Consider the following 21,576-nt stretch of genomic DNA (forward strand, 5'->3'; position numbering starts at 1 on the left):
CGGGCCTGTCGACGGCACAGACTTTCCGGCGTCGGCGTACGCCGGGTACAACCCGTACGTCAGACGTCCACTGCTATCCGCCGCCCGGTCATGGCGTCCGGTCGGACGGACACCCACAACTCGCGCTGCCCGCCCGCCCACGGTGAGCTGTACGCCAGCTCCGTCAGCCTGCGGACGGCGTCGGGCTCCGTCACAGCCGTCGCCCTCCCTCGGACGAGTACGCTCCAGCCGGTGCTGAACGCGTCGTCGATCCGGTCGACCTCGAAGGCCACGCGACAACCGGGCGCCCGGGACGTGACGCTGCCGGGATCGGTGCGGAAGACGATGAGGTCGTCGACGACGCTGTAGTTGACGGGAACGATCACGGGCCCGTCCTCGACGGGTATCGCCACTCGTCCCACACCGTGCGTGGACAGCAGGGTGCGGCACTCCTGCGTGCTCAGCTCGACGAATTCGGCATGGCGGTCGGCCTGTTCCGGGCCCGGCGGCAACTCGACGTCACCGCCCGTCAGATGCGCCAGCGTGGTGTCCAGAACACCCGCGAGACGGAGCAGGACGCCGGTGCCGGGCGCGGCGCCATGATGCTCCTCCAGGTATCGCAGATAGCTCGGGGCCACTCCCGCCCGGTCGGCCGTCTCCTTCCGGGTCAGGCCGCACTCCGTACGTCGCTGAACGAGGCGACGCCCCAGGTCGCCCACTGGTGGTCGGTGGGTCGTGTCCGGCACAGCTCGGTGGCTCATGGTCTGTCATGTCCTCTCGTCGGGCGGCCCAACCACAACGACTTCCTCGTGCCGCGCCCCGCCGAGGACGACCTTGAGGGCGCCGGTGTCGGCGGCCTTGGCGAAGACGTCGTACGCCTCCTCCATGAGCTCCAGCGGGAAGGTGTGGGTGACCAACGCCCCGGTGGGCAGCCGGCCGGCTGCCGCCATCCGCAGCAGGGTGGGGGTGGAGTGGGTGTCGACCAGGCCGGTGGTGATGGTGATGTTCTTGATCCACAGGTCTTCGAGGTGCAGGGTCGCGGGCCTGCCGTGCACGCCGACGTTGGCGACATGACCGCCGGGCCGCACCATGCGCGTGCACAGTTCGAAGGTCTCCGGCACGCCGACCGCCTCGATGACGACGTCCGCTCCCATCCCGTCGGTCAGATCGGCGATGAGCTGCTCAGGGGCTTCACGGGCGTCCACGACGGCGTCGGCGCCGAACCGCTTCGCCGCGTCCAGTCGGGCGGCGGCCAGGTCCACGGCGACGACGCGCTCGGGCGAGAACAGCCGGGCCGTGGCGATCGCGGCCAGACCCACCGGACCGGCACCGACGACGGCGACCGTGTCGCCGGGGCGCACCTGTCCGTTGAGCACACCCACCTCGTACCCGGTGGGGAAGATGTCCGCCAGCAGCACCGCGTCCCTGGCATCCAGGCTGCTGGGCAGCGGATGGACGGAGAGGTCGGCGTGCGGGACGCGCACGTACTCGGCCTGCGTGCCGTCGATGAGGTGGCCGAGGATCCAGCCCCCGCCGTCGCGGCACTGGCCGTACATGGCCTTGCGGCAGTAGGCGCAGCGCCCGCAGGCGGTGATGCAGGAGACCAGGACCCGGTCCCCGGGCCGTACGGTCCGCACGTCGGAGCCCGCTTCCACGACCTCGCCGACCGCCTCGTGGCCGAGGACCGTGCCGGGGCGCACCTCGGGCACATCGCCCTTGAGGATGTGCAGGTCCGTCCCGCAGATGGTGACGGCGTCGACGCGCACGATCACATCGGTGGGATCCTCGATGCCCGGATCCGGCACGTCGTCCCAGGAGGACTGTCCCGGACCGTGGAAGACGTAGCCCTTCATGACGCTCCTTCCCTTCTCCGGCTCCCCGAAAGGCCGGCCTCCGGTCACAGGGACGCGGGCGGCTTCCCCAGAGGCGCACGCGATAACCGAAATGCCCATCACGTCCAGCTTGCCGCGCGTTCCCGCCCGGCGCTTGGGCCGGTCGGCCTCGATCGGCTCGCCGCTCGTCGTCACGGCGTGGTCCCGGATACGGCCGTGGACTCGGGCCTCGCGGCCGGGCCGGGCCCGCTGACGTCGAAGGGGTCGGCATACCTGCGGCCATGTACTCATCGTGGAGTCCGTCGTTCCGGGTCGCATGTCCGGCACCCGGGATCACGTACGGTGCCCGCTGCGGCACATACGCGGCGCCCCCAGGAATCGGTGGCTCCCCGGATCACGGACGCGGGCAGCCGCAGTCGCCGCGTGTGAGCGGTGGTACAGGGGCTCGGCCGACGCCGGGCTCGGATGCCCGCGTCCGGGGACCGACCGGCCCTGGCGGACGAGCCGGGAACGGGCGGAGTTTGGTGGACGAGGGGGGTGCACCGTCCGCCCCCGGCGCAGAGAGGGGACGACCGTGCTCGCGACGAGGCAGGCCGCATCACAGCTCCTCACCGGAAGGCGTGCCGCCCCACAGGGGTGCGGTGGCGTGCCGAGGGGGGTGTGAGCCATGGGCCACGACGACTCGGTCCGCCGGCTGCACCGGATCTACCGGTGGCTGTACCGCGGCGGTCGTCCGGGACGCCTGGCACGCGTGATGAACCGCCAGTCGGCGCTTGCCACTTCGGCGGGTCTGGGGCCTCGGCGCCTGGTCGCCCTGGAGGTGCCCGGGCGCCGTACCGGACGACTTGTCTCGCTGCCTCTGGTGGTCGCGGACCACGAGGGCGAGCGGTATCTGGTCTCGATGCTCGGCCCGGACGCGAACTGGGTGCGCAATGTCCGGGCGGCCGGCGGGCGGGCGGTGCTGCGGCACGGCCGGCGCGAGGCGGTACGTCTCGAAGAGGTCGAGGTCGGCGACCGGGCACCTGTCCTGCGCCGCTATCTCGCACTGGCGCCGGGAGCCCGGCCGCATCTGCCGGTGGACCGGCGGGCCCCACTGGAGGAGTTCGCCCGGATCGCCGACCGGGTCCCGGTCTTCCGGGTCCTGCCCGACCGGCCCGAGGCGGGTGACGGAAGCCGTTCCTGACCACCGCGTCCGTCACCGCAGGAAGCCCGGCCGCCGCTCGCGAGCACGCGTCGCCGTCTCCCTTCTCGCGGGTGGTGACGAGGTTCGGGCCAGGCTGGCCATCTGGAACGGCAACCTGCCGGGACTGCGTCACCTGACCCGCGCGCCGACGGCGAACCGCCCCGCTTCGACGTCGAGACCGACCACGCCGGCGAGGGCGAGGGCAAGGCCGTGGAGCGTCTCACCGCGTGCGCACGTCACCGCGGCTGTGCCTGGACGGTTCGGCCGGCTCTCCTCACCCGGGCACGACGACCACCGGGCATCCGGCCTGCTCGACCAGCCACTTCAGCGCGGAGCCGAACCTGTTCTCCCGTCGCCCCGCCACCAGCAGCTCCGCCCGGCCGGAAGCCCGTACGAGTGCCTCACCGGCACCGAAGTGCACGACGTCCTCCAGTACCCGCACACGCGGGTACTTCTCGCGCCACGGGCGCAGCACATCGGACAGGAGCCGCATGTTCTCGTCCTCCCGGGCCGCCCGGTCCCTGCACCGCGCGACGAACGGGAGCGCGGAGGCGCCGGACTCCGGCATCGTCCAGGCGTGCACCACGCGCAGGCGGGCGTTCACGCGGCTCGCCCTGTCGAAGGCGAAGCCGATGGCCGGCTCGTCCGGCCGCCGCGCGTCCACGCCCAGCACGACCTTGTCCGTACGCCATCCCGTGCCCGCGCAGGCGGGTCCGCCCGGGACGAGGACCACGGGCCGGGCGGAGCGCTCGGCCACCGCGCCCGCCACCGAACCGACCGGCAGCCCCGCGCACCCTCCGGCGCCACGCATCCCGAGCACGAGCAGTTCGGCCGAGGCGCCCAGGGCGAGCAGCCGGGCTGCCGGCTCACCGTCGACCCGGATCTCATGGACCGTCAACTCGGAGGGCGAGGACATCAGTTCGCGTTCCGCCAGGCCGGGCAGCGGTTCCCCGAGGCCGGAACGCGGAGGCCCGGACGGCCCCGTCCCCGGCCCCTCCGACACATGGACCACCTGCAGAATCAGGCCGCACCGCAGGGCCTCCCGGGCCGCCCAGTCCGCCGCCACTCCGCTTCGCACGGAGCCGTCCACTCCGACGACGATCGTCCGTCCCATGCCGGTTCGCCTCCTGCCTGCTTGCGGCACGCCTGTCTGCGTGTCCCACGGTCGTCCCGGGCGGGGAGCTCCGGGCAGGGGTCGTACGGACCAAAGTCCGGGACCGGTGGCCCCTCCACCGCGCGGTTGTCCGGCACGACGATGGGGACAGGGCCGAGAAGGACCCACCGGGCGAGAGCCAGGGAGGTGCCCCATGTCACGACCGGTCGTCGTCGGAGTCGACGGATCTCCGGAGAGCCTGGCCGCCGCCGAGTGGGGTGCCCGGGAGGCGGTGCGTCGCGGCCTGCGACTGCACCTGGTGCACACCTCCGGCCGGGGCCCGGACCAGGCGCTCTCTCCTGCTGCGAGCGCGATGCGGCACCGTCTGGGCCGGGGTGTCCTGCGCACGGTCGAGGACCGCGTCGCGCGGACCTGCCCGGAGGCGCTGCTCACCGACGAGCACATCGAGGGTCCGGCGGCTGCCGTACTCCTGCACGCCGCGCGGAACGCCGAGTTGCTGGTGCTCGGTTCGCGCGGGCTGAGCGGCTTCACCGGATTCCTCGTCGGGTCGGTGGCCCAGGCCGTCGTCGCCCGGGCCGTCCGTCCGGTCGTCCTGGTCGAGGCCGGGCAGCGGTCCGCGGACGAGCATCTTCTGAACGGGGACGGCTACGCGTCGCCGTTCACGCCGTACCGTGACGTCGTTCTCGGCGTCGATCTGGGTGAGGCGTGCGACGAGGTGGTCGGGTTCGCCTTCGGGGCAGCCGCGCTGCGCGGGGCGCCGTTGCGCGTGCTCCATGCCTGGGACACCTCGTCTGCCGCTCCCCCCGGCCCCGGAGACCCCGGACCCGGTGAAGGGCCCCGGCGCGAGGAGGAGTTGCTCGGCCTCCTGGCCGGAGTCCTCCAGAACTGGCGGGACAAATACCCGGGCGTCGAGGTCACCTCCACGGTCGTCAGGGGCAGGGCAGGAGCACACCTGGTCCGCGCCGCATCGGACGCCGGACTCCTCGTCGTCGGCCGCCATCTGCGCGACCGCCGCCCCGGTCCGCACACCGGTCCGGTCACCCGCACCGTGATCCACCGCGCGCGCTGCCCCGTCGCCGTCGTGGCGCACGGCTGAGTTCCGCGCCCGCAGAAGTCAACGACGAACGGCGGTGCCCACCATGGAGACAGTCTCCGCTCAGGTCGACCACGCGGCCCACCACCTGGTCCGCGCGGCCGTCAGCGCGCCCTCGATACACAACACCCAGCCCTGGCTGTTCGTCGGCCGGGACACCGACCTCGACGTGTACGCGGACCCCACGCGGCGGCTCCTGCTCACCGACCCGGACGGACGGGAGCAGCTCATCAGCGGCGGCGCGGCCCTGTTCAACGTGCGTGTCGCCATGCGGCACCTGGGCTTCCAGCCCGTCGTACAGCTGCTCCCCACTCCCTGGAACCCGGCCCATCTCGCCCGCGTCGCCTGGGGGCCGTACGCCAGGCCGAGCACCGGCGAGAACCTGATGTACCGCGCCCTGTGGCAACGGCACACGCACCGCGGCCCCTTCCAGCAGTCGCCGCTTCCGCAGCCGCTGATCGGGGAGTTGCGTGAGCACGCCCGTGCGGAGGGTGCCGCTCTGTACGCAGTGGAATCCCGTGTCGCACGGCGTCAGCTCGCTGAGCTGGTCCGGTCCGCGGAGGCCGTCCACCGCAACGACCCCGGTCACATCGCCGAGTTGGTCCACTGGACGCGGGCCGCCCGGGACCGACGTCCGGACGGCGTCCCCCTGGACGTCTGTGTCCGTCCCCCGGACCGCACCGGTCTCGTCGGCCGCGACTTCCTGGGGCTCACCCGCGCCCTGCCGGACGTGCCCGAGGTCTGGCCGCCGGAGACGGGGCTGACCCTCGTCCTCACCACGCGGCACGACACCCGGGAGGACTGGCTGCACGCGGGGCAGGCCCTCCAGCGGGTCCTGCTGCACGCCACCACCCGCTGGTCCGTGGCCGCCTTCCACACCCAGCCCCTCGAAGTCCCGTGGCTGCGCGCCCAGGTCCGCACGACGCTCACGCGCGGAGAGTTCCCGCAGATGATCCTGCGCCTCGGCCACGCCCCTCGCAGCCGCCCGACCCCACGGCGAGGACCCGACACGGTCCTCAGCGCGGAGTGACGAGGCACCCCCCAAGGCAAGGGAGCGCGGCGCTCGTGCGAGCGCACATCCGCGATCAGCTCATCGCCGGAAGCCCTGCCACCCGCGCGACCGGGCGTGACGGCGAGACCGCCGGACCGCACCACGAAGCCGGAGCGCCGCCCTGTGACATCCGCCGGTCGGACTCGGACAGGGTGGCACTCGGGCGCCGCGTACCTGACGCCTCAGCCGGCCGGCACGCGGACGCCCGCGCAGCAGGCCTTGTCCGATCGCGACACGCCCGACGAAGCCTGCCCGCTGGGCCGTTCGGCCCTGGACCGGCTCCGCGGAGAGGCGCAGGCTGAGAAGTGGAGGCAGAAGCCGTCGCGCTCCCCCGCAGTCCCGCTCCGGGTCCCTGCGGGTCTGCCCGCTCGGCCCTCGTACCCCTCCGCCCGGGAGTGATCACGATGGAAGCCAAGCAGTGGACCGTACAGATCTACATCACCGAGGACGGCGACGACACTCACGCACGGGCCGTCCTGCGCACCCGGGACACGTCGACGGTCACCGGGCGTGGCGTGGCCCGGCGCAACCCTGTCGACCGTGCCGTTCCGGAGATCGGTGACGAGCTCGCCGCCAGCCGTGCTCTGGAGGACCTGGCCATTCGGCTCCACGACGTCTACTCCGACGACTTCGTGGCGCTGGCCGGCCCCGCCGAGCCGTGACGGCCTGCCGCGCCACCGGCCGCCGCAACCAGCCGAACGGCCCCCGACGGGAGCCGTTCGGCACACCTTCCCCACAGATCCGCGATGGACACTGAAAGTGGCGCGGAGGCAGTTCCCCCCGACGCCCCGCGCCGGGAACGCCCCGACGGGTCGGTCCATCGGGACGGCATCCGCCTTGCGCTGGAGCGGGTGGATGCGTGCCCGCCGGTACGACCGACCGAGCCGTGCGGGCACCTTCCCCGACAGTCCAGGGGGAGGAGTGGACCTGCACGTCCGTCCGCGGGCGGACTACCCCCTCCCCCGCCTCGTCCGCCCCGCACGACCGCCCGTCTCACGCCCCTTCGGTCTGCCGAACCGGCCGTGGCCACAGTCGTGCCGGACGTTTCGCCGCGCGGTCCTCCGCCCACCCGACCAGCAGTACCGCGACGGCGATGAGAGGCCAGGCGACGAGATACAGGAACCAAGTGGCGCCGAGCGGCAGGGAGTTCTCCAGCGCGGGGACCCGCCACATGCGGTCGATGAGCACCACCCCGAGGACCAGCGCCACCTCGTGCCACAGATAGACCGTGACAGCACGGGCGTTGAGCAGCACCACGGTGTCGTGCAGCGGCCGGTGGCGCCGCACCCAGCGGTCGCTCCGCGGGCCGAGCCGCAGAAGCAGCAGGACGAAACCGAAGGACCAGAGGGCCTGTCCGAGCGGGATCGAGCCGAGGTCGTAGCCCTCCTCGGTCCGGTGCGTCAGCGCGAACCAGCCGCCCACCGCCATGACGGCCGCGGCCACCGCCCACACCCGGGGCGCCGGCAACCGCCGTACGAGTCCGTCGTGGTGGGCGAAGCCCAGGAGCCAGCAGGCGGCGAACGTGGCCAGGTCGGTGAACGGCTCCTCGACCCGGGCCGGCAACGGCAGCAGCTCGAACTGTGCCAGCGCCGCGAGGACCAGTCCCGTCACCACGGCCGTCCAGGGCGCTCTGCGGAACGCCCGCAGCAGCAGCGGCGAGAGGATCACGAACAGCAGGTAGGCGCGGATGTACCAGAGCGGCGCGACGATCTGCGCGGCCCAGTCGGTGTGGGCGAAGGGCGGCTCGCTCACCGGCACGATCCAGAACACCATCCGCGCCCATCCGGACGCACGCCCGCCGCCGCTCTCGTCCGGCCGCCAGCCCGTCAGCAGCATCGCGACGACCACGACGAGGCCGAACAGCCACACCGGCGGCAGCAGTCGGCGCATGCGCGCCCGCACCACGGCCGCCGGAGTGCGGTCGTGGCGGTCGAGCGAACGGGCCATCAACGAGCCGGCCAGCGCGAACATGACGCCCATCGCCGGGAAGGCCAGGGTCAGCCAGGCCCAGTTGAAGGTGTGGTAGGTCACCACGCGGACCAGGGCCACGGCGCGCAGGAAGTCCAGATACAGGTTCCGGCCGCCGTTCTTACGGGCCGCTGTCGGTGGGGCGGCCGTTGTGGCGGCGGGCGGTGGGGCGGCGGCCGTCGGCACCACTTCCTGCGTCGGCAGCCCGGGCGCGTTCACCTGGCCCGTGCGACGCAGCTTGTGCCAGCGCAGCCGGGCGCCGGTGAGCGCCGTGGTGCACGACTGGAGGAGCACCGTGTAGAGGAACTGGCGGTAGAAGAGCTGCTGCAGCGGCAGCGCCCACAGCGACCGCTGCTTCTCGCCGTCGAGCCGCAACGCGTAGGCGGCGCAAAGCAGTTGCACGGCGAGCAGTGCGCCCCAGGCGGCCGCGGTGCGCACCGGGTCCTGGAAGAGCAGTCCGTACAGGAGGAACAGGTCGATCAGGGGAGCCAGCAGCGGGGTGAGCACCGTGAACAGCACCACCAGCGCGAGTCCGTAGCGGCCGAAGTGTCCCGCGTGGCCCCGCTCGACGACCGCGTGGCGGTGCTTCCACATCGACTGGAGGGTGCCGTAGCTCCACCGGTAGCGCTGGCGCCACAACTGGCCGACGGTCACCGGTGCTTCGGTCCAGGCGCGGGCGCGCTCCTCGTACACCACGTGCCAGCCGCCCCGGTGCAGCGCCATGGTGAGGTCGGTGTCCTCGGCGAGGGTGTCGTCGCTCAGGCCGCCGACATGGCGCAGGGCGGTGCGCCGGAACGCACCGGCGGCCCCCGGTACGGTGGGGATGCAGCCGAGTTCGTCGTACATGCGGCGGTCGAGGTTGAGGCCCATCACGTATTCGAGATGCTGCCAAGTACCCAGCAGGCTCCCCCGGTTGCCGACCTTGGTGTTGCCGGCCACCGCCCCCACCCGTCGGTCGGCGAAGGGCTGTACCAGCCGGTGCACGGTGTCCGGCTCGAAGACGGTGTCGCCGTCCATCATCACGATCAGCGGGTACGAGGCCCGGGCCATACCTGTGTTGAGCGCGGCCGGCTTGCCGCGGTTGGCCTGTCGTACGACGGTGACGCCGGGCAGCGCGAGTGCCTCCACCGTCTCGGCCGTGCCGTCCGTGGAACCGTCGTCCACGACGACGATCTCCACGGGGTGCTCGCTCTTGGCCACGGACTGCACCGTGTGGGCTATGCACTTGCGCTCGTTGTAGGCGGGGATCACCACACTGACGGGTTCGGTGACCTCCGGTCCCCAGGAGAAGCCCGGATCGCGGCGCCGCCGCGCGTGGCGGCGGGCGAACACCAGCATTGCCGCGAAGCGCAGCAGCATCAGCCCGCCCACCAGGGCCATCAGCGTCGCCAGCGCGGGCACGAGCCATTCGCCGACGGCCACGGCTGCCACGAAGACCCGGCCGCTCCACAACTCGGCCCCGGAGACCGGGTGATGGGCGCTGCCCGCGCCCAGCCCGCCGGTGACGGTGGTGAACCGGTAGCCCCGGCCGAGGAGTTCGGGGATCAGGGTGTCTAGTGCGCGGACGGTCCGGGAGCGGTCGCCGCCGGCGTCGTGCAGCAGCACCACGGCGCCCCGACCGTTCAGTCGATCGGTGACGCTGTCCGCGATGGCCGTCGCGCCGGGCCGGCGCCAGTCCTCGGTGTCGATGTCGACGAGGGCGGTGATGTACCCCTTCTTGCCCAACTGCCGGACCACGGGCCAGGAGAGGTCGTCCAGGTCCGCCGCGTGGGCCGAGTAGGGCGGGCGGACGAGCGAGCTGTGGATGCCGGCCGCTCCCGCCAACGCGAGCTGGGTCTGCGCCAGTTCGCGGTCCGTCCGGGACGCCGACTGGTACACGAGGTCGGGGTGGGTGAAGGTGTGCACGCCGACCTCGTCCCCGGAGGCCACCATCCGCCGTACGAGGCCGGGCTCCCGGGCGGTCGCCGCGCCGGTCACGAAGAAGGTGCCCTTGACGCCGTAGCGGTCGAGCACGTCCAGGATCTTCGGGGTCCAGGTCGGGTCCGGGCCGTCGTCGAAGGTCAGGGCGACGGTGCGGTCCGGCATCCGGTGGCTGCGCGTGACGGTGCCGGTGGTGTCGATCACGGGGCCGCCGTGCAGCACCTTCGCCGGCACCCGGTCGGCCGCCACCGGCGGGTGCACCCGGTGGTCGGCGGCGAACTCGCCGTGCGTGTAGCCGTTCAGCAGCAGGATGCCCGTCATCACGGCCAGGACCACCAACAGGGACACGATCCGCGGGCGGGAGGCGGTGCCCCGGCGGGTCCCCCGTGTGCCGGTGCCCAGCCCCGGCTGCCGCGCGCTCATCAGGTCCCCGCCGGGACGCTGGAGGTGCCGGGTGACTCCCCGCCGGTGCCCGGCGACCCGTTGGGCGTACTGCCGGAGCTCCCTGGGCCGGCGCTCGACGTACCGCCCGAGGTCGTGGGACCGGAGCCGGACGGGCTGCCGGAGTCCGTCGGGCCGGTCGCGGGCGAAGAGCCGGTCGGTGAGGAACTCGCCGTGGGCGCGGGCGAGGTGACGGGGCCGGTCACCGGGGTGGAGGGGCTGCCGCCCGAGGGCGAAACCGTGGGCAGGGCGGACGGTGACGTCGACGCGCCACCGGACGAGGGGGCCACGGACTCACCCGGCAGATCGCCGCGCGGGGTCTCGGTCACGGCACCGGGCTTCTCGGAGGGCAGTCCCGGTACGGGCAGTACGGTGCGCGGGGCGAACGGCGTCGCGCCCATGAAACTGAGCGCGAGTACGCCGGTGTACGCGGCACACAGCGCGCCGGCCGCATAGGCGACGCGCCGGATGCGCCGCCCGCGGCGCCCGCTGGAGTCGACGAAGACGGGGGCGGAGCCCTCCTCCCCCGTGCTCGGGCGGGCCGCCGGGATCAGCGGCACCGTGTCGGTGTTCGGGTGCCTGGGCCGGGACGGCCCCACCCGCGACCGGAACATGTCTCCCCCCTTCCGCCTCCGTCAGACCAAGCCTTGCGGGGCAACTGGCCGCGCCCAATGGGCCGATCGGCACCACAGAGAGGTCGTCCGGGTCCTGCCGTACCGCCGACTCCCGTTCCAGCCTGGGTGTGGGGAGATGTTCCCGGGAGGAGAAGATCATGGCGTCCGTCAGCTTCGACCACGCGTCCCGGTGCTTCGCGGGCATGGACCACCCGGCCGTCAGCGACCTCGATCTGGAGATCGCCGACGGCGAGTTCATGGTCCTGGTGGGACCCTCGGGCTGCGGCAAGTCGACCAGCCTGCGCATGCTCGCCGGGCTTGAGGAGGTCGACTCCGGGTCGATCCGTATCGGCGACCGCGACGTGACCCATCTGCCCCCCAAGGACCGCGACATCGCGATGGTGTTCCAGAACTACGCGCTGTACCCGCACATGACCACAGCCGCCAACATGGGCTTCGCGCTCAAGATCGCGCGCATGCCCAAGCCCCGCGTCCAGCAGCGCGTCCAGGAGGCCGCGGCCATCCTGGACCTGGCGGAGTACCTCGATCGCAAGCCCAAGTCCCTCTCCGGCGGCCAGCGGCAGCGGGTGGCGATGGGGCGCGCCATCGTGCGCGAACCCCGGGTGTTCCTGATGGACGAGCCGCTGTCCAACCTGGACGCCAAGCTGCGCGTCCAGACCCGCACCCAGATCGCCGTGCTGCAGCGCCGCCTGGGCACCACCACCGTGTACGTCACCCACGACCAGGTCGAGGCGATGACGATGGGCGACCGCCTCGCCGTCATGAAGGACGGCGTACTGCAACAGGTGGGCACCCCCAAGGAGGTCTTCGGGCATCCCGCCAACACCTTCGTCGCCGGCTTCATCGGCTCTCCCGCGATGAACCTCTTCCGGCTGCCGCTCACCGCGGACGGGGCCCAACTGGGCGGGCTGGCCGTGCCCTTGACCCGTACCGCGCTCAACGCCGCATCCGCCGACGGCGGTACCGAGATCACGCTCGGCATCCGGCCCGAGCATCTCCAGGTGCTGTCCCCCGACGACCTGGAGACCCCGGCGCTGGACCTGGTCATCGACGCGGTCGAGGACACCGGGGCCATCGCGTACCTCCACGCGACCGCGAAGCTCGGCCAGGACCTCGTCCCGGTCGTCGTCCGGCTCCCCGGTCGCCCCACCCAGAGCAAGGGATCCGCACTCCGCGTCGCGGTGCACGGCGACGCCGACGCGGTGCACTGCTTCTCATCCGTGACCGGCCTGCGGCTCGCCGGGGACACGGAGTCGGTCCCCGCGGATGCGCACACCCCCGGACAGACCGTCTCGGCGGACGGCCCAAGCCCTCAGGACATGGCCTCCGTTCACCAGGCCGGGTCGCCGGCGCAGTCCACACCGGCGTCCGAGGAGGCCCCTACGGTCTGAGCCCGTCCGATTCGTAGGTGAGGTGGTCCGTGATGGCGACGACGCCGTCCACCTGTCCGGCGATCCGCGCCGCGAGCTGGGCGTCGCCGCGTCGCGCCAGGTGTCCCCGCAGCGTCACCACCCCGTCGGCGACGGCGGCGTCCACCTCGTACCGGGGGCAGGCGATCCCCCGGACCACCCGGTCGACGACGTCCCGGCCGATCTCCGCGTCCGGACGCAGGAAGAGCTTCAGCAGGTTGCCCCTGGTGACGATGCCGACCAGTCGGTCCTCGTCGTCCACCACGGGCAGCCGCGCCACATGGTGCCGATCCATCATCGACGCGGCGTCCGTCACCTGCTGCTCCGGGGCGACGATGAACGCGGGTCGTGTCATGAGCTGCTCCGCGGTCCTGGCCCAGGCCTTGGCCGTGGCCGAGCGCGCGGAACGGGTCGGCCGCAGCACGTGGAAACGCCTGTGCCGGCGGTCCGGATCCTGCCGCCCCTGGTGGTACAGCAGGTCGGTCTCGGAGATCACCCCGACGACCTTCTCCTGGTCGTCCACCACCGGCAGTCCGCTGATGCGGTGTTCCGCCAGCAGCCGGGCGACTTCCTTGAACGGTGTGTCGCGGCGGGCGCGCACGACCTCCCGGGTCATGACTTCCTTGACCCTGAACTCACCCATGGCCGTTTCCTCCCGCTCTCTTCGGTCGGCTCTGCTTCGCTCCGCCGACAGCACCAGCGTCGTCGAAGCACAGCCCACGCCGCTTGGGCCCCGTGGGGCGCCAGTGAGGACCATCAGCCCATCCCCCACCGGAGTCGACACACCCCACTCCTGTCACGGCCCTCCGCGTCCGGGTGTGAGGACCGGTCGGCAAGACCTTCCGTTTCTTCGCGACGGCCGCCCAGTCGTCCTCGACGACTTCCGTTCCACCGGCGAGCGGCTGCGCGACCCGTGCCTGCCCGGACGTAGGCTCACGGCATCACCGCCACCCGAGGGAGCCCCGCCCGTGACCGTACGCGTGCGCCGTGTCTACGATCCGCCCGAGCCGGAGGACGGCGTCCGCGTCCTGATCGACCGGCTGTGGCCGCGCGGCCTGTCCAAGGACGCGGCCCGCGTCGACGAGTGGCCCAAGGCCCTCACCCCGTCGAACGAACTGCGCCGGTGGTACCACGCGGGCGAGGGGTCCTACGACGAGTTCGCCGGCCGGTACGAGGCGGAGCTCGCCGAGCCGGAGGCGGCCCAACTCCTGCACACCCTGCGGAACTTGGTCCGCATGGGGCCGGTGACCCTGCTGACGGCGGTGAAGTCGCCGCAGGAGAGTCACGCGGCGGTGCTGGCCCGCCTCCTCGGCAGCTGATCGGCTGAGGAGACGGGCCGTGGCCTCCGGTCAGGCGGTCTGCTTGGCCGCCGCGCGTCCCGCGGCCCGGCCGGAGAAGAGGCAGCCGCCGAGGAAGGTGCCTTCGAGGGCGTTGTAGCCGTGCACACCACCGCCGCCGAAGCCGGCCACCTCGCCCGCCGCGTACAGTCCGCCGATCGGCTCTCCGTCGGCACCCAGGGCGCGTGAGTCGAGGTCGGTCTGGATGCCGCCGAGGGTCTTGCGGGTCAGGACGTGCAACTTGACGCCGATGAGGGGGCCGGCGGCCGGGTCGAGGATGCGGTGCGGGGTGGCCACGCGGCCCAGGCGGTCGCCGATGTAGCGGCGGGCGTTGCGGATGCCCTGGATCTGGGAGTCCTTGCTGTACGGGTTGGCCATCTGGAGGTCGCGGGCCTCGATCTGGCGGCGCACCACGGCTGCGTCGAGAAGCGGTTTGTCGGTCAACTGGTTCATTTTCTCCACCAGTTGCTCCAGGTTGCCGGCGGTCACGAAGTCCGCGCCCTTGCGCAGGAAGGCGTCCACCGGGCCGGGCGCGCCCTTGCCGAGCAGCCGGTCGCGCAGCACCGCCTTCTTGTCCTTGGCGGTGATGTCGGGGTTCTGCTCGGAGCCCGAGAGCGCGAACTCCTTCTCGATGATCTTCTGGGTGAGGATGAACCAGGAGTGGTCGTGGTCCGCCAAGTCCGCTGTCGTCCGCAGGTACTTGAGGGTGCTGAGGGTGTCGTAGCCCGGCAGGCACGGGTCGGGCAGGCGGCGGCCGAGGGCGTCGAACCACAGGGAGGACGGGCCGGGCAGGATGCGGATGCCGTGGCCGGGCCAGACCGGGTTCCAGTTCTGCAGGCCCTCGGTGTAGTGCCACATGCGGTCGCGGTTGACCAGTCGTACGCCCGCCTCGGCGCTGATGTCGAGCATCCGGCCGTCGACGTAGGCGGGGACGCCGGTGACCATCTCGGCGGGCGGGGTGCCGAGGCGTTCGGGCCAGTAGCGGCGGACGATGTCGTGGTTGGCGCCGATGCCGCCGGTGGTCACGACGACGGCCTGCGCGGTGAGTTCGAACGCGCCGATCGCCTCACGGCTGGAGGAGACTCCGCGCGCCGAGTCGTCCTCGGCGAGGACCGTGCCGCGTACGCCGCGCGCTTCGCCCTCCTCGACGACCAACTCGTCCACCTGGTGGCGGTAGTAGAAGGTGAGCAGTCCGTCGCGGGCGGCCTGCTTGGCGTAGTTCACGAAGGGTTCGACGACTCCGGTGCCGGTGCCCCAGGTGACGTGGAAGCGCGGGACCGAGTTGCCGTGTCCGTGGGCGCGCAGGTCGCCGCGTTCCGCCCAGCCGACGGTGGGCAGCAGCTTGATGCCGTGGCTCTCCAGCCAGGTCCGCTTCTCGCCGGCCGCGAACTCGACGTAGGCGCGCGCCCAGCGCACCGCCCAGGAGTCCTCGTCGTCGACACGGTCGAAGCCGGCGCTGCCCTGCCAGTCGTTCCAGGCCAGGTCGAAGGAGTCCTTGATGCCGAGGCGGCGCTGTTCCGGGGAGTCGACGAGGAACAGCCCGCCGAAGGACCAGAACGCCTGCCCGCCGAGGTTGGCGGCGTTCTCCTGGTCGACGAGCGCCACCCGGCGTCCTCGGCTGGTCAGTTCATGGGCCGCGACCAGACCGGCCAGACCGGCTCCGACGACGATGACGTCCGCATCCATGGCGACCGTTGCCTTTCTCATTCGGGGGCGCGGCTGCCGTCGGTCAGCAGCGCGGTGAGCAGTTGCTTGAGCCAGACGCGGGCGTGCTCCACGTCCTTGTCCAGCAGAAGTTGGGTGGTGACGCCGTCGTACGCGGCGACCACGGCGTACGCCGCCGCGTCCAAGTCGCCGAGCACGGAGGGGAGTTCGGCGAGACCCCGGGCGCGGGCGAGGCGGTGCGCGATCGCCCCGCGCAGCCGGGCCCGGTGTCCCAGCAGGGTCTGCGCCACGGCGGGGTCGCGGGCCGCGTGCACCAGGAAGTCGGTCTTGACCAGGAGCCAGTCCAGGTCGAGGAGCAGCACGTCGGTGACCCGGTCCACGGCGGCCGGGACGTTGAGGTCGGGGCCGTCGAGAGCGAGTGCGCCGGCCACCTGCTCGGCGATCAGGTCGGCGCGCTCCTGGTAGAGCGCGAAGAACAACCCGTCCAGGCTGACGAAGTTCGAGTAGAAGGCGCCCCTGCTGTAGCCGGCCGCCTCGCAGACCTCCTCGATGGAGACCCGCCCGAAACCCTTCGCGGCGAACACGGCGAACGCGGCGTCCAGCAGATTGGCGCGCGTACGCACCCGGCGCCTGGTCACCCGCTTGGCCGTCGCCTCCGCCACCATGCCCGGACCTCCGCGTCCCGATGTTCGATACGCGAATGTATCCGATACACGAGTGTATCCAAAGAGCGGGTCGCTTCAGATGACGATCCTCGCCTTGATCACGTGCCGCAGGTGCTGTTCGGGGCGGGTGAGTACGTGGAGGTCGTCGAGGGGATCGCTGTCGCCGACGAGCAGATCGCCGTGGGCTCCGACGGCCAGGCGCCGTACGCAACACGGTCTACGGCAACGCCATCGCCCAGCCCCCTGCGGGTGCTCGGCGGCTACGCGGTCCTGGGCACCGCCGTGGCGATCACCGCGTCCGCCCTGCGCCTCCGCCGCGATCAGCGCCTGGCCGACGCACTCCGGAACCGGATGGGAACAGATATTCGAATAGGGAGTACGCTGGTCCCATGACCGCGCACCATCTCCAGGGCTCCCTCTTCGACCAGACCGACCGGCTCCGCGTCGGCCCCCTCCACGGGATCCGCCGCACCACGCTGGGTCTCGGCGCCTGGATCGACGTGCTGCCCGGGTGGCTGAGCGGCGCCGACGCCCTGTTCGAGGAGCTGGCCGCCGACGTGCCGTGGCGCGCCGAGCGCCGTCAGATGTACGACCAGGTCGTGGCCGTACCCCGGCTGCTGGCCTTCTACGGCGCGGACGACGCGCTGCCCCACCCGGTGCTGACCGAGGCCCGGGACGCGCTATCGGCTTACTACGCGCGGGAGTTGGGCGAGCCCTTCACCACGTCCGGGCTGTGCTACTACCGGGACGGCCGGGACAGTGTCGCCTGGCACGGCGACCGGATCGGGCGGGGTGCCCGCGTGGACACGATGGTGGCGATCCTCTCCGTGGGCGCACCCCGCGACCTGCTGCTGCGTCCGCTGCGCGGCGGCGCTTCGGTGCGGCACGCCCTGGGGCACGGCGATCTGATCGTGATGGGCGGCTCCTGCCAGCGGACCTGGGAGCACTGCGTCCCCAAGACCACCCGAGCCGCGGGACCGCGCATCAGCGTGCAGTTCCGCCCGTACGGCGTGCGCTGAGGCGGAGAGGCGGCCGCTTCGGACGCACGCGGGGGCCGCCTCCGGCGGACGGTGCCGGAGGCGGCTTCCCCCGCGCACGCCAGGACTTTACGCGTCTGGTTGGCTGGATCCTGGATGATTGGCCGGATCCGAACAGCACCACCACGCAAGGAACGATCATGCGGGCAGAAGTACGCCAAGTCGCCGACGCCGTCTATCTCGTGCACGGCAGCAACACCAACTGGGTGATCCTCACGGACGGCAGCGCGGCCACCCTGGTGGACACCGGGTATCCCGGAGACCGTGGGCTCGTGCTCGACTCCCTTGAGCAGGTGGGGAGTTCGGCGAAGGAGGTCACGGCGGTGCTCCTCACCCACGCCCACAACGACCACCTCGGTTCGGCGGAGTACCTGCACAGCGCCCACGGCACACCCGTCTACGCGCACGAGGCCGAAGTGCCGCACGCCCGCCGGGAGTTCCTGCAGCAGGTGACCCTGGGCGACGTGCTGAGGAACGTCTGGCGTCCCGGCGTACTGCCGTGGGCGGTGCACACGATCCGCTCCGGAGGCATGGAGCAGCATCCGGTCGCCGCGGCCGAGGCGTTCCCGGCCGGGGACGGCCCGCTCGACCTGCCCGGCCGGCCCGTCCCCGTGCACACCCCCGGCCACACGGGCGGGCACTGCGTGTTCCATCTCCCGGACAGCGGGATCGTGATCTCCGGGGACGCCCTGGTCAGCGGCCATCCGACCTCGCGGATCAAGGGCCCGCAGCTGCTGCCCGGCATGTTCCACCATGAGCGCGAGCGTGCCGTCGCCTCGCTGGACGTCCTCGAAGCGCTCGACGCGGACACTCTGCTGCCCGGCCACGGCCCCGTGCACACCGGTCCGATCCGTGAGGCGGCCCGACGCGCCCGCGAACACACGCTCTAGGGTCGCCTCATGGCACTGCAGATCAACGCGACCAACCCCGAGCATCCGGTGCTCCTGCTGGAACTGCCCTGGGACGTTCCGCTGGAGGAGTGGCCCGACGAATACCTGGTGCCGCTGCCGCGCGGCATCTCCCGGCACGTCGTGCGCTACGCCCGCGCCGGCAGCGAGGTCATAGCCGTCAAGGAGCTGGCGGAACGCCCGGCGCTGCGCGAGTACGAGCTGCTGCGCGACCTGGACCGGCTCGGCATCCCCGCCGTCGACCCCCTCGCCGTGGTCACCGGACGCGCCGACACGGCCGGCGAGCCACTGGAACCGGTCCTGATCACCCGCCACTTGGGCGGTTCGATGCCGTACCGCTCGATGTTCGAGACGACGCTGCGGCCGGCCACCATGCACCGGCTGATGGACGCGCTGGCCGTGCTGTTGGTGCGGCTGCACCTGGCCGGGTTCGCGTGGGGCGACTGCTCGCTGTCCAACACCCTGTTCCGGCGCGACGCGGGCGCCTACGCCGCGTATCTCGTGGACGCCGAGACCGGCGACCTGCACGCCCGGCTGAGCGACGGGCAGCGGGAGTACGACCTCGATCTCGCCCGCGTCAACATCAGCGGGGAACTGCTCGACCTGGAGGCGTCCGGGGCGCTGCACCCCTCCGTCGACCCGATCGAGTTCGGCATGGAGATCTGCGCCCGCTACCAGGGTCTGTGGGAGGAGCTGACCCGCGTCTCGGTGTATCCGGCGGGCAAGTACCACTTCATCGAACGCCGCATCCGGCGCCTGAACGAACTCGGCTTCGACGTGGCCGAGATGCAGATCGAGCACTCCTCGAACGGCGACACCGTCACCTTCGTGCCGAAGGTCGTCGACGCGGGCCACCACCAGCGCCAACTGCTGCGCCTGACCGGCCTGGACGCCGAGGAGAACCAGGCGCGGCGGCTGCTCAACGACCTGGAGTCCTGGATGGCCACCCAGGACGACTACGCCCCGGGCGATCCGCTTGCCGCCCGGCCCGAGGTGCTCGCGCACCGGTGGGTGCGGGACGTGTTCCGGCCCACCGTGCGGGCCGTACCGCTGGAGCTGCGCGGGTCCATGGACCCGGCCGAGATCTACCACGAGCTGCTCGAACACCGCTGGTACCTGGCCGAACGGGCGCAGCACGACATCGATCTGGACACGGTGGTCGAGGACTACGTCACCAACATCCTGCCGAAGGTGCGCGAGAGTCTGGAGCCGGCCTCGGCGGAGTAGCGGGATCAGCCCGTGCCGGGCGCGGCCGTCGTCCCCCGGACCACGAGTCGCGGTGCGACGACCTGCTCGCCGTCCGGTACGGCCTCGCCGTCGAGGCGGGCGATGGCGCGGCCGACGGCGAGTTCCGCGAGGCGGGGGATGTCCTGGGCGACGGTGGTGAGGTCGATGTGGGCGAGCCGCGACAGGCTGGTGTCGTCGAAGCCGACCACGGAGATCTCGCCGGGGACGGCGACACCGGCCCGCAGGAAGGTGTCGAGGACGCCCGTGGCGCAGCGGTCGTTGAAGGCGAGGACCGCGCTGGGGCGGGCTTTCTCCGCGAGCAGGGTGCGGGCGGCGCGCGCGCCGTCGTCCTCGGTGAGCCCGCCGGGCAGGACCCGGACATGCTCGTCGAGGCCGTGGCGGTGCATCGCGGTGCGGTAGCCGCGGCGGCGGTCGGCGGCGCCGGGCGCCCGGCCGCCGTCGATGTGGGCGATGGCCCGGTGGCCGAGCGCCACCAGGTGGTCGACGGCCTTGCGGGCGCCCTCGTCGTCGGCGGTGCGGACGACGTCCACGGCGGGCGGGGCGGGCCGCAGCCGCCGGGCCACCGAGACGACCGGGACCTGCGTGGCGAGGTGCGCGAGGCGGGTGGCCGGGACCTCGGGGCCGAGCAGGACCAGGGCCTCGCAGCGGTCGGCGAGCAGCGCCTCCACGGCCTGCCGCTCACCGCGCGTGGGCGCGACCGCGCTGAGGGCGATCTGGTAGCCGGCGGGCTCGGCGGCGGCGTAGATACCCTCGACCAGGTCGGTGTGGAAGGGATGGCGCAGCCCGAACTGCACGCCGAGGAGGCGTGAGCGGTTGCTGCGGAGCACCCTGGCCCTGGTGTCGGGCCGGTAGCCGAGCTCCTCGGCGGCCTTGAGCACCCGCTCGCGGGAGGCGGCACTCGCGCCGTAGGCCCCGCGCATCACGATCGAGACCAGCGCGACGGAGACGCCCGCCCGGGCCGCGACATGGGCCAGGGTGGGCCGCTTGCCGTCGGGGACCTCGGGGGTGGCGGGCACGGATGTCCTTCCGGTCGAGGGGCACGGTCGAGGGGTCGTCGCCTGCCGAGATCCTAGCTGCTCGACAGGGTTCTGCAACGTTCTAGAAGCATCCCGGGCGAAGGCTTGACACACGCATCCGGTAGTGGCGTACTACTGCAATCTAGAACGTTCTAGATCCGCAGTTGGAAGGGCGAGCGATCATGTACACGTTGGCGGTCTGTGCCGAGATGGTCTTCCGGGACCTGCCGATCCACGAGCGGGCGCGGCGCATTCACGAAGCCGGTTTCCAGGTCGAGATCTGGGACTGGACCCGGCACGACCTGGACGCGCTCACCCGCACCCCGGCCGAGTTCTCGTCGATGACCGGCTACATCCGGGGCAGCCTCACCGACGAGGCGGGCGCCGCCGAACTCCTGCGCACCGCCGAGGAGTCGGTCAAGGCCTCCGACCAACTGGGCTGCCCTCGCCTCAACTTGCACGGCACAGGGCTGAACTCCGAGGGCCTGCCGGTGGTTCCGGTGCGCGGTGAGCCCACGGGCCCGATGTGGATCGCCGCCCATCGCACCCTGACCCGCGTCGCCGAGCTGGGCGAGAGCGCCGGGGTCACCTTCACGCTGGAGAACCTCAACTCCGCGGTCGACCACCCGGGCGTCCCGTTCGCGACGGCCGCCGACACCCTGGCCCTGGTCAAGGCGGTGGACCGCCCCGGTCTGCGGATGAACCTGGACCTGTACCACGCGCAGATCGGCGAGGGGAACCTCATCGAACTCGTCCGCAGGGCACACCGTCTGGGCCTGATCGGCGAGATCCAGGTGGCGGACGTACCCGGCCGCCAGGAGCCCGGCACCGGTGAGATCAACTACCCCGCGATCGCCCGCGCCCTCGCCGACATCGGCTACGACGGCACGGTCGCGATGGAGGCCTGGGCCTCGGACGACGACAGCGAACGCGCCCTGGACCGCTTCCGCACCGCGTTCACGGTCTGAGCCGGCCCCGCCCCCACACCGCGTTCACGATCTGCCCCGCCACCGCTTCCCACGGCCTCACGGAGGCCCCGCATGACCACCCAACTCCCCCTCTCCGTCGGCCTCGT

General features: G+C 72.3%; 19 protein-coding genes and 1 pseudogene. 11 read left to right on the forward strand and 9 right to left on the reverse strand.

What is annotated here, in order from left to right:
* Positions 1–59 precede the first annotated feature (59 nt).
* Both ACIBJH_RS45985 and ACIBJH_RS45990 read right to left on the reverse strand, forming a co-directional pair.
* On the reverse strand, positions 60–740 hold the full coding sequence (locus ACIBJH_RS45985; RefSeq protein WP_399122991.1) for a helix-turn-helix domain-containing protein: 681 nt from the start codon (positions 738–740) through the stop codon (positions 60–62).
* 6 nt (positions 741–746) lie between these two features.
* Entirely contained in the window at positions 747–1,832 is a 1,086-nt protein-coding gene (locus ACIBJH_RS45990) for a zinc-dependent alcohol dehydrogenase family protein (RefSeq protein WP_399122992.1), read from the reverse strand.
* Positions 1,833–2,478: 646 nt separating this feature from the next.
* On the opposite strand from ACIBJH_RS45990, the gene ACIBJH_RS45995 reads away from it, so the two are divergent.
* Positions 2,479–2,994, forward strand: coding sequence for a nitroreductase/quinone reductase family protein (locus tag ACIBJH_RS45995; RefSeq protein ID WP_399122993.1), 516 nt, complete (start codon positions 2,479–2,481; stop codon positions 2,992–2,994).
* A gap of 274 nt (positions 2,995–3,268) precedes the next feature.
* On the opposite strand, the gene ACIBJH_RS46000 is transcribed toward ACIBJH_RS45995, so the two are convergent.
* Complete coding sequence (locus ACIBJH_RS46000) at positions 3,269–4,108, reverse strand: universal stress protein (protein ID WP_399122994.1); 840 nt, start codon at positions 4,106–4,108, stop codon at positions 3,269–3,271.
* Positions 4,109–4,301: 193 nt separating this feature from the next.
* Between ACIBJH_RS46000 and ACIBJH_RS46005 the strand changes: the two genes are divergently transcribed.
* From ACIBJH_RS46005 to ACIBJH_RS46015, 3 genes are all read left to right on the forward strand, one after another.
* A complete protein-coding gene (locus tag ACIBJH_RS46005) occupies positions 4,302–5,204 on the forward strand; it encodes a universal stress protein (RefSeq protein ID WP_399122995.1) in 903 nt (300 codons plus the stop codon).
* Positions 5,205–5,247: 43 nt separating this feature from the next.
* Entirely contained in the window at positions 5,248–6,231 is a 984-nt protein-coding gene (locus tag ACIBJH_RS46010) for an Acg family FMN-binding oxidoreductase (protein WP_399122996.1), read from the forward strand.
* Positions 6,232–6,656: 425 nt separating this feature from the next.
* Complete coding sequence (locus tag ACIBJH_RS46015) at positions 6,657–6,914, forward strand: DUF1876 domain-containing protein (protein ID WP_399122997.1); 258 nt, start codon at positions 6,657–6,659, stop codon at positions 6,912–6,914.
* A gap of 331 nt (positions 6,915–7,245) precedes the next feature.
* On the opposite strand, the gene ACIBJH_RS46020 is transcribed toward ACIBJH_RS46015, so the two are convergent.
* Together ACIBJH_RS46020 and ACIBJH_RS46025 are read right to left on the reverse strand one after the other, a co-directional pair.
* On the reverse strand, positions 7,246–10,563 hold the full coding sequence (locus ACIBJH_RS46020) for a glycosyltransferase (protein ID WP_399122998.1): 3,318 nt from the start codon (positions 10,561–10,563) through the stop codon (positions 7,246–7,248).
* Positions 10,563–11,195 carry a hypothetical protein gene (locus ACIBJH_RS46025; RefSeq protein WP_399122999.1) on the reverse strand — a complete coding sequence of 211 codons (633 nt, stop codon included), beginning with the start codon at positions 11,193–11,195 and terminating at the stop codon, positions 10,563–10,565. Before ACIBJH_RS46025 ends, ACIBJH_RS46020 begins: the two co-directional genes overlap by 1 nt.
* A gap of 158 nt (positions 11,196–11,353) precedes the next feature.
* Between ACIBJH_RS46025 and ACIBJH_RS46030 the strand changes: the two are divergent.
* Positions 11,354–12,457: pseudogene (locus ACIBJH_RS46030) on the forward strand (ABC transporter ATP-binding protein); the annotation flags it as partial.
* A 139-nt stretch (positions 12,458–12,596) separates the two neighbouring features.
* On the opposite strand, the gene ACIBJH_RS46035 reads toward ACIBJH_RS46030, so the two are convergent.
* Positions 12,597–13,268 (reverse strand): CBS domain-containing protein, encoded by a 672-nt coding sequence (locus ACIBJH_RS46035; RefSeq protein WP_399123001.1) that lies wholly within the window; start codon positions 13,266–13,268, stop codon positions 12,597–12,599.
* 325 nt (positions 13,269–13,593) lie between these two features.
* Between ACIBJH_RS46035 and ACIBJH_RS46040 the strand changes: the two genes are divergently transcribed.
* On the forward strand, positions 13,594–13,944 hold the full coding sequence (locus ACIBJH_RS46040; RefSeq protein WP_399123002.1) for a DUF488 domain-containing protein: 351 nt from the start codon (positions 13,594–13,596) through the stop codon (positions 13,942–13,944).
* Between the two features lie 30 nt (positions 13,945–13,974).
* On the opposite strand, the gene ACIBJH_RS46045 is transcribed toward ACIBJH_RS46040, so the two are convergent.
* Entirely contained in the window at positions 13,975–15,648 is a 1,674-nt protein-coding gene (locus tag ACIBJH_RS46045) for an FAD-binding dehydrogenase (protein ID WP_399123003.1), read from the reverse strand.
* A gap of 17 nt (positions 15,649–15,665) precedes the next feature.
* Positions 15,666–16,292, reverse strand: coding sequence for a TetR/AcrR family transcriptional regulator (locus tag ACIBJH_RS46050; protein ID WP_399123004.1), 627 nt, complete (start codon positions 16,290–16,292; stop codon positions 15,666–15,668).
* Between the two features lie 102 nt (positions 16,293–16,394).
* Here ACIBJH_RS46050 and ACIBJH_RS46055 point away from each other — a divergent pair, with 102 nt between their 5' ends.
* From ACIBJH_RS46055 to ACIBJH_RS46070, 4 genes are all read left to right on the forward strand, one after another.
* Positions 16,395–16,685, forward strand: coding sequence for a hypothetical protein (locus ACIBJH_RS46055; protein WP_399123006.1), 291 nt, complete (start codon positions 16,395–16,397; stop codon positions 16,683–16,685).
* Positions 16,682–17,311 (forward strand): alpha-ketoglutarate-dependent dioxygenase AlkB, encoded by a 630-nt coding sequence (locus ACIBJH_RS46060; protein WP_399123007.1) that lies wholly within the window; start codon positions 16,682–16,684, stop codon positions 17,309–17,311. Before ACIBJH_RS46055 ends, ACIBJH_RS46060 begins: the two co-directional genes overlap by 4 nt.
* Positions 17,312–17,469: 158 nt before the next feature.
* Positions 17,470–18,219 (forward strand): MBL fold metallo-hydrolase, encoded by a 750-nt coding sequence (locus ACIBJH_RS46065; RefSeq protein ID WP_399123008.1) that lies wholly within the window; start codon positions 17,470–17,472, stop codon positions 18,217–18,219.
* A 9-nt stretch (positions 18,220–18,228) separates the two neighbouring features.
* Complete coding sequence (locus tag ACIBJH_RS46070; RefSeq protein ID WP_399123009.1) at positions 18,229–19,464, forward strand: DUF4032 domain-containing protein; 1,236 nt, start codon at positions 18,229–18,231, stop codon at positions 19,462–19,464.
* Positions 19,465–19,469: 5 nt separating this feature from the next.
* Here the strand turns inward: ACIBJH_RS46070 and ACIBJH_RS46075 are convergent, their stop codons facing one another.
* Entirely contained in the window at positions 19,470–20,501 is a 1,032-nt protein-coding gene (locus tag ACIBJH_RS46075) for a LacI family DNA-binding transcriptional regulator (protein ID WP_399123010.1), read from the reverse strand.
* 182 nt (positions 20,502–20,683) lie between these two features.
* Between ACIBJH_RS46075 and ACIBJH_RS46080 the strand changes: the two genes are divergently transcribed.
* Positions 20,684–21,469, forward strand: a complete 786-nt coding sequence (locus ACIBJH_RS46080) for a TIM barrel protein (protein ID WP_399123011.1) — start codon at positions 20,684–20,686, stop codon at positions 21,467–21,469.
* The last annotated feature ends 107 nt before the right edge of the window (positions 21,470–21,576 follow it).

The organism is Streptomyces sp. NPDC050548 (assembly GCF_044457385.1).
Classification (GTDB): domain Bacteria; phylum Actinomycetota; class Actinomycetes; order Streptomycetales; family Streptomycetaceae; genus Streptomyces.

Coding starts and splice junctions, on each gene's coding strand:
- ACIBJH_RS45985 (WP_399122991.1), bottom strand. CDS start 740: ATGAGCCACCGAGCTGTGCCGGACACGACCCACCGACCACCAGTGGGC.
- ACIBJH_RS45990 (WP_399122992.1), bottom strand. CDS start 1,832: ATGAAGGGCTACGTCTTCCACGGTCCGGGACAGTCCTCCTGGGACGAC.
- ACIBJH_RS45995 (WP_399122993.1), top strand. CDS start 2,479: ATGGGCCACGACGACTCGGTCCGCCGGCTGCACCGGATCTACCGGTGG.
- ACIBJH_RS46000 (WP_399122994.1), bottom strand. CDS start 4,108: ATGGGACGGACGATCGTCGTCGGAGTGGACGGCTCCGTGCGAAGCGGA.
- ACIBJH_RS46005 (WP_399122995.1), top strand. CDS start 4,302: ATGTCACGACCGGTCGTCGTCGGAGTCGACGGATCTCCGGAGAGCCTG.
- ACIBJH_RS46010 (WP_399122996.1), top strand. CDS start 5,248: ATGGAGACAGTCTCCGCTCAGGTCGACCACGCGGCCCACCACCTGGTC.
- ACIBJH_RS46015 (WP_399122997.1), top strand. CDS start 6,657: ATGGAAGCCAAGCAGTGGACCGTACAGATCTACATCACCGAGGACGGC.
- ACIBJH_RS46020 (WP_399122998.1), bottom strand. CDS start 10,563: ATGAGCGCGCGGCAGCCGGGGCTGGGCACCGGCACACGGGGGACCCGC.
- ACIBJH_RS46025 (WP_399122999.1), bottom strand. CDS start 11,195: ATGTTCCGGTCGCGGGTGGGGCCGTCCCGGCCCAGGCACCCGAACACC.
- ACIBJH_RS46035 (WP_399123001.1), bottom strand. CDS start 13,268: ATGGGTGAGTTCAGGGTCAAGGAAGTCATGACCCGGGAGGTCGTGCGC.
- ACIBJH_RS46045 (WP_399123003.1), bottom strand. CDS start 15,648: ATGGATGCGGACGTCATCGTCGTCGGAGCCGGTCTGGCCGGTCTGGTC.
- ACIBJH_RS46050 (WP_399123004.1), bottom strand. CDS start 16,292: ATGGTGGCGGAGGCGACGGCCAAGCGGGTGACCAGGCGCCGGGTGCGT.
- ACIBJH_RS46060 (WP_399123007.1), top strand. CDS start 16,682: ATGACCGCGCACCATCTCCAGGGCTCCCTCTTCGACCAGACCGACCGG.
- ACIBJH_RS46065 (WP_399123008.1), top strand. CDS start 17,470: ATGCGGGCAGAAGTACGCCAAGTCGCCGACGCCGTCTATCTCGTGCAC.
- ACIBJH_RS46070 (WP_399123009.1), top strand. CDS start 18,229: ATGGCACTGCAGATCAACGCGACCAACCCCGAGCATCCGGTGCTCCTG.
- ACIBJH_RS46080 (WP_399123011.1), top strand. CDS start 20,684: ATGTACACGTTGGCGGTCTGTGCCGAGATGGTCTTCCGGGACCTGCCG.